Annotated in this window: 2 protein-coding genes; one reads left to right on the top strand and one right to left on the bottom strand. The window is 74.5% G+C overall.

What is annotated here, in order from left to right:
* On the top strand, positions 1 to 1,080 hold a 1,080-nt coding region (locus AB0O00_RS39235), incomplete at its 5' end, for an alpha/beta hydrolase (RefSeq protein WP_363659451.1).
* Here the strand turns inward: AB0O00_RS39235 and AB0O00_RS39230 are convergent.
* A partial coding sequence (locus AB0O00_RS39230) for an FAD-dependent oxidoreductase (protein WP_363659450.1) occupies positions 1,070 to 1,460 on the bottom strand: 391 nt, incomplete at its 5' end. The genes AB0O00_RS39235 and AB0O00_RS39230 overlap by 11 nt on opposite strands.

The raw sequence follows: 1,460 nt of genomic DNA, 5'->3' as shown, positions 1-1,460 counted from the left end.
CTCCTTCCCTTACGGTTGGCGTACGCCTCGCCCTCGCTGCTGAGCCGGTTCTGTTTGCGGTTGCCGTTCGCGCTGGTGGTGGCGGGGGCGGGTGGCGCGCTCCTCGGGCTCGGCGCGAACTGGTCGGTGGCGCTGGGTGGTTCGCTGGTCGCGGTCGGTGCGCCGCTGCTGGCCGGGGCGGTGCGGCACGTGGTGCAGGTGGCTCGGGAGGCGGACGCGCGGCCGGTGCCGGGGGCGTTGGTGAAGGTGCGCGGTCACCGGATGCACGTGCTCGCCGAGGGGGATCCGGCGGTCGGGCCGACGGTGGTGTGGATGCCCGGTGGGCACGCGCCCGGTGCGGACTTCCAGGAGCTGCACGCGATGCTCGCGGCGCGGGCCCGGTCGGTGCTGGTGGACCGCTTCGGTACGGGCTGGAGCGATGTCGGGCCGTTCCCGCGGACGACGGCGGTCGAGGCGGAGGAACTGCTGGCGGCCCTGGAGGGGGCGGGGGAGCGGGCTCCCTTCGTCCTCGTCGGTCATTCCTTCGGCGGGTTGCTGGTCGCGAACGTGGCCAGGCGTCGGCCGGATCTGGTGGCGGGGCTGGTGCTGCTGGACCCTACGCCGCTGGAGGTCATCGCCTTCGCGCCGCGCAACCGGCAGCTCGCCGGGATGCGTCGCGGCTACCTGCTGACGGCGGTGCGTCAGCTGTCCGGTGCGTACCGTGGCCGGGGTGAGCGGACCGGGCGGCTGTGCGCCGCCGTGTCGGCCTTCGGGGAGCTCGCGCCGGCCGGCCTGGCGCGGGCGGGCTGGGAGACCGTGGTGTACGACGGGGACCTCGGGGACCTGCCGCTGGTGCTGGTGATACCGCGGGACCTCATCGGTGGTGAGGCGGTGCTGGCCGGCGCCCGGGACGCGGTCGAGGCCGAGCGGATCAGCCGCTTCTACCTCCGGACCAGGGTCCGGTACCTGGCGGCGTCGACGGCGTCACGGCTGGTGCACACACCGGACGGGACGGGCCACGACTTCCCGCACGAGGCGCCGGAGTTCGTGGTCGGCGTGGTCGGGGACCTGGTGCGCGAGCTGCGGGTGGTCAGCCCATGACCGTCCGTGCGGAGCCGGCCAGGACCGGTCGTCGGCGGGAGAAGGAGCCCAGGTCCACGAGGTTGCCGGTGTGTTCGCAGCGGTACCGAACCGGGTCGCCGTCGTGGTCGTGGCCGGCCTCGACCAGGTCGATCAGGGCCGCGAGGTAGCGGCCCACCAGCGGGGCGTTCTTGAACTGGTTGCCGCTGGTGCCCATGGCGACGTAGTAGCCGTCGAGCGCGGTGCGGTCGTAGATCGGGGTCCAGTCGTCGGCGACGTCGTACACGCCCGCGACTCCGAGCGGCCGGTTGGGGACGCCGATCGCCGGGAAGCGGCGGGCGGCCCGGGTCACCTGGGTGCGGAAGCGGCGGGCGGTGGGGCGGGGGTCCGCGGTGTCCGGG

This window comes from Kitasatospora sp. NPDC093558 (assembly GCF_040683475.1).
Lineage (GTDB): Bacteria > Actinomycetota > Actinomycetes > Streptomycetales > Streptomycetaceae > Kitasatospora.
This window is presented reverse-complemented; position numbering and strand designations above follow the sequence as displayed.